The sequence below is a fragment of the Pseudomonas sp. Sample_16 genome (assembly GCF_004307665.1).
Classification (GTDB): domain Bacteria; phylum Pseudomonadota; class Gammaproteobacteria; order Pseudomonadales; family Pseudomonadaceae; genus Aquipseudomonas.
Genome location: NZ_RCOB01000045.1, coordinates 1 through 4,629 on the forward strand (window position 1 = coordinate 1; position 4,629 = coordinate 4,629).

The following is a 4,629-nucleotide window of genomic DNA, read 5'->3' on the forward strand; positions in this document are numbered from 1 at the left end:
TCACTCACGCAGAAGCCGTATGACCCGTTCCCCGTTCCGCCGTCTTGTGTTTGGCACCCTGCGCCGACTGCTGTACCTCTGGGTTCGCTCGGAGACGATCAACCAGTCGTCGTTCACCCTCAACCTCGACCGCAGTCGTCCGGTGTTCTACGTCCTGCAAAATCCTTCGCTGACCGATCTGGCCGTGGTCGACACCGAGTGCAGCAAAGCCGGGCTGCCGCGTCCGGTGCTGCCGGTGTCGGTCGGTTCATTGATCGAGCCGGCGGCGTTTTTCTACCTGACGCCTGATCCCGACTGGCTCGGCCGCCAGGACAAGCGCGGTGCGCCACCCACCTTGACTCGCCTGGTCAGTGCCCTGAGCCAGAACGCCGCCGAAGACGCGCAGATCATTCCGGTAAGCGTGTTCTGGGGCCAGTCGCCGGACAGCGAGAACAGTCCATGGAAACTCCTGTTCGCCGATAGCTGGGCCGTTACCGGACGCCTGCGTCGGTTGTTGAGCATCATCGTGCTGGGGCGCAAAACCCGCGTACAGTTTTCCGCGCCCATCCACCTGCGCGAACTGATCGACCACAACAAGGGCCACGAGCGTACTGTGCGCATGGCCCAGCGCATTCTGCGGGTGCACTTTCGCAACCTGAAGGCCGCCGTGATCGGCCCGGACATCTCCCACCGGCGCAATCTGGTCAAGGGCCTGGTCAATCAGCCCTTGGTCAAGCAGGCAATCCTCGATGAAGCCGAGCGCGAGAACATCTCACCGGAGAAAGCCAAGGCCCAGGCCCTGCGCTACGGCAACGAGATTGCTTCGGACTACACCTACACCGCTATCCGCTTCCTTGAAGTGGTGCTGAGCTGGTTCTGGAACAAGATCTACGACGGCATCAAGGTCAACCACATCGAAGGCGTGCAGAAGGTCGCCCAGGGTCACGAAGTGATCTACGTGCCGTGCCATCGCAGCCACATCGACTACCTGCTGCTCTCGTACCTGCTGTTCCGCAACGGCCTGACGCCACCGCACATTGCCGCCGGAATAAACCTCAACATGCCGGTGATCGGCAGCCTGCTGCGACGTGGCGGCGCGTTTTTCATGCGGCGCACGTTCAAGGGCAACCCGCTTTACACTTCGGTGTTCAACGAGTACCTGCATACCTTGTTTACCAAGGGTTTCCCGGTGGAATACTTTGTCGAGGGCGGCCGTTCGCGCACCGGGCGCATGCTGCAACCGAAAACCGGAATGCTCGCCATCACCCTGCGCAGTTTCCTGCGCTCTTCGCGCATGCCCATCGTGTTCGTGCCGGTGTATATCGGCTATGAGCGGGTGCTGGAAGGTCGGACCTATCTGGGCGAGTTGCGCGGTGCAAGCAAAAAGAAAGAATCGATCTTCGATATTTTCAAAGTCATCGGCGCGCTCAAACAGCGCTTCGGCCAAGTGGCGGTGAACTTCGGCGAGCCGATCAAACTGGCGGAATTCCTCGACAGCGAACAACCCGACTGGCGCCAGCAGGACCTCGGCCCGCAGTTCAAACCGGCGTGGCTCAACGAAACCACCAACCGCCTCGGCGAGAAAGTCGCACAGCATCTGAACGAAGCGGCGGCGATCAATCCGGTGAACCTCGTCGCGCTCGCGCTGCTGTCCACCAGCCGCCTGGCCTTGGACGATCGCGCCATGGCGCGGGTGCTGGACCTGTATCTGGCGCTGTTGCGCAAAGTGCCTTACTCGTCGCACACCACATTGCCGGAAGGCGACGGCCGCGCGCTGATCGAGCACGTCAAGGCCATGGACCTGCTGTCCGAGCAGAGCGATGCGTTGGGCAAGATTCTGTACCTGGACGAGCAGAATGCTGTCCTGATGACGTACTACCGAAATAACGTGCTGCACATTTTTGCGCTGCCGGCGTTGCTGGCCAGCTTCTTCCAGAGCACTTCGCGCATGAGCCGCGAACAGATCCTGCGCTACACCCGAGCGTTGTATCCGTACCTGCAATCGGAGCTGTTCATTCGCTGGCCGCTGGATGAGCTGGATGCGGTGATCGATCAATGGCTGCAAGCGTTCGTTGAGCAAGGCCTGTTGCGTTTCGAGAACGACGTGTATCTGCGCCCGGCACCGAGTTCGCGGCATTTTGTGTTACTGACGCTGTTGTCGAAAAGCATCGCCCAGACCTTGCAGCGCTTCTATATGACCGTGTCCTTGCTGCTCAACAGTGGCCAGAACAGCATCAGCGCCGAAGAACTGGAAGACCTGTGCACGGTCATGGCCCAGCGCCTGTCGATCCTGCACGGCCTGAATGCGCCGGAGTTCTTCGACAAAAGCCTGTTCCGCCATTTCATCCAGACCCTGCTCGACCTTGACGTACTCAAGCGTGATGAAGCCGGCAAGCTGGGTTATCACGAACTGCTCGGCGAATTGGCCGAAGGCGCGGCTAAACGGGTACTGCCGGCGGAGATTCGCCTGTCGATCCGTCAGGTGGCATTGCATCGCAGCGAAGATGCGGCGGATCTTGTCGAACAGGTCTGACGTCTCAATGCGACAGAAGCAAGGACGCTTCTGATCTGTCCCGTTAACAATTCGCTGACTACTAGCGAACGCTTCCTACATAACACTTGAATGTTCAGGAGATAAGCTCAGCGCTCGTCATTTACGACGAATTCATTTGATAAGGAAATCATCATGACCCAACACACTATCAACACGCTCCTGCATTTCCCCCCCCGATTTGAACTACTGCCAGGTTGCGAAATCAGCATCAAAGTACAGGACATCAGCGACAGGAATGCACCAAAACTTCACAGTCAGTGGGGTAGCAACCATCTTTCATCGACACTCCCCATCAACTTCCCGGTTGTGATCGACTCCGAAGTGAACGAGGTCGGCAGTCGCTTCTCCATCAATGTAAAAATCTCTTTTCTGGACTCGCAGTTGCTGTTGGATCTGGATCAGACGTTCTGGTGGGGAGGAGGCGATCACGATACCGATATTTACTTGAGCACCGTGAGCCACATCGCTGTGTTCAAATCGTGGATGCCTCAAATTGGTTATCCTGCCGACTCAAAGTTGTTCGTGAAGTTGGTTGAGTTGAACGACGATGGCCAGCCAGGGGCTGTCATCGATGAAGCCGTGGGGTTGACCGCACAGACCACGCCCATCTACTTGAAATATAACCCGTTCAAGATTTGGCCAGGCCAGGAATATGCGTTGATCGGCTCGTTCGAAGGCTATGGTCAGAAGGTGCTGGCTCTGGGTCTTAAGCCGGGGAAATTGATTCTGCAGCCGCAAATCGAACAGACGCCAATTTTCGGCGACTGATTCCAACCGTTCACAACAACGCTTGACGTAAACTTCGCGACGACCGGATTCAAGCGCCAGTTTGCTGCTGGCGCCTTTGCAACACGAATCGACCATCATGCCGTGCAGCTCGACGCTTCGCGCCGCGAACAAATCGAGCTGGCGTTGATTGTGAATTTAATCTACTGAAGGAAGCATCCCCAATGTTCCGCCCTACCCTTCGCTTCGCCGCCCTGTGTGCCAGTTTGATGATCGGCGCCAATGCGATGGCCTTGTCACTCTCTGACGTGTCGCAGCAGGACGCCACCGGCGGCCTGAAGGACGCCCTGACCCAAGGCGCGCAATTGGCCGTGAAGCAACTCGGCACGCCGGGCGGCTTCAGTAACAACCCGGAGGTGAAAATCGAACTGCCGGGCAAGCTGGGCAAGGTTGCCAGCAAAATGAAACAGTTCGGCATGGGCGATCAGGTCGATCAACTGGAAACCAGCATGAACAAAGCGGCTGAAACCGCTGTGACCCAAGCCCAGCCCATACTCGTGGATGCGGTGAAAAAAATGTCCGTGGCGGACGCCAAGGGCATTCTCAGTGGCGGCAACGATTCGGCCACCCAATACCTGAACAAAACCAGCCGCGAGCAAATCCGCGCCAAGTTTCTGCCTATCGTCAAGCAAGCCACCGACCAGGTGGGTTTGGCCAAGCAATACAACTCATTTGCCGGCCAGGCCGCGACCATGGGCGTGATCGATACCAAGAACGCCAACATCGAAAGCTACGTGACCGAACAGGCATTGAATGGCCTGTTTGAAATGATCGGCAAACAGGAAGAAGCCCTGCGCCAGAACCCGGCGGCGGCGGCGACCAGTTTGGCCAAAAAAGTGTTCGGTACTTTGTAATTCCTGGCTGACAGCACACAAGAAAAGCCCGCTGAACCTGTGAAGGTCAGCGGGCTTTTCCATTTCTACTGCTGCGGATCGAGCTGATCCAGCACCTCGCCCACTGAAAGCTGCGCCAGGACAATCATCTGTTGAATACTGAGTACCAGATTACAAGTCGGGCCGGTCAGGATGGATGATAACTGGTAGAGATTGGTCGGCTGGCAGGCCGTCATCGCCAGCAGGCTGGCTCCTACATTGGATTGGAGATATCTGGTAGAGATTGGGTGGCCGTCAGGCCGTCATCGCTGGCAAGCCAGCTCCCACAGGAGAGCAAAAGCACAACGACGTAAAGCCATTGCTTCTCACCACTCAACAGGCCGAGCGTTAGCTCGCCTGCCGCTCTTGATCTGGGCGCCCCCTCGAGAGGCCGAGTGGAGGTTCTGCGTAGTGGGCAACCCGGCATGGATGCCGGGT

Annotated in this window: 4 protein-coding genes; 3 read left to right on the plus strand and 1 reads right to left on the minus strand. The window is 57.7% G+C overall.

The window, feature by feature from the left end; genetic code table 11:
• The first annotated feature begins 19 nt into the window (after positions 1–19).
• From plsB to D8U69_RS06195, 3 genes are all read left to right on the plus strand, one after another.
• A complete protein-coding gene (gene plsB, locus D8U69_RS06185) occupies positions 20–2,512 on the plus strand; it encodes a glycerol-3-phosphate 1-O-acyltransferase PlsB (protein ID WP_130906939.1) in 2,493 nt (830 codons plus the stop codon).
• 153 nt (positions 2,513–2,665) lie between these two features.
• A complete protein-coding gene (locus tag D8U69_RS06190; RefSeq protein WP_056856262.1) occupies positions 2,666–3,301 on the plus strand; it encodes a hypothetical protein in 636 nt (211 codons plus the stop codon).
• 182 nt (positions 3,302–3,483) lie between these two features.
• Positions 3,484–4,173, plus strand: a complete 690-nt coding sequence (locus D8U69_RS06195) for a DUF4197 domain-containing protein (protein ID WP_130906940.1) — start codon at positions 3,484–3,486, stop codon at positions 4,171–4,173.
• A 65-nt stretch (positions 4,174–4,238) separates the two neighbouring features.
• Here D8U69_RS06195 and D8U69_RS29445 read toward each other — a convergent pair whose 3' ends face one another.
• Positions 4,239–4,388, minus strand: coding sequence for a hypothetical protein (locus D8U69_RS29445; protein WP_177434552.1), 150 nt, complete (start codon positions 4,386–4,388; stop codon positions 4,239–4,241).
• Positions 4,389–4,629: the final 241 nt, after the last annotated feature.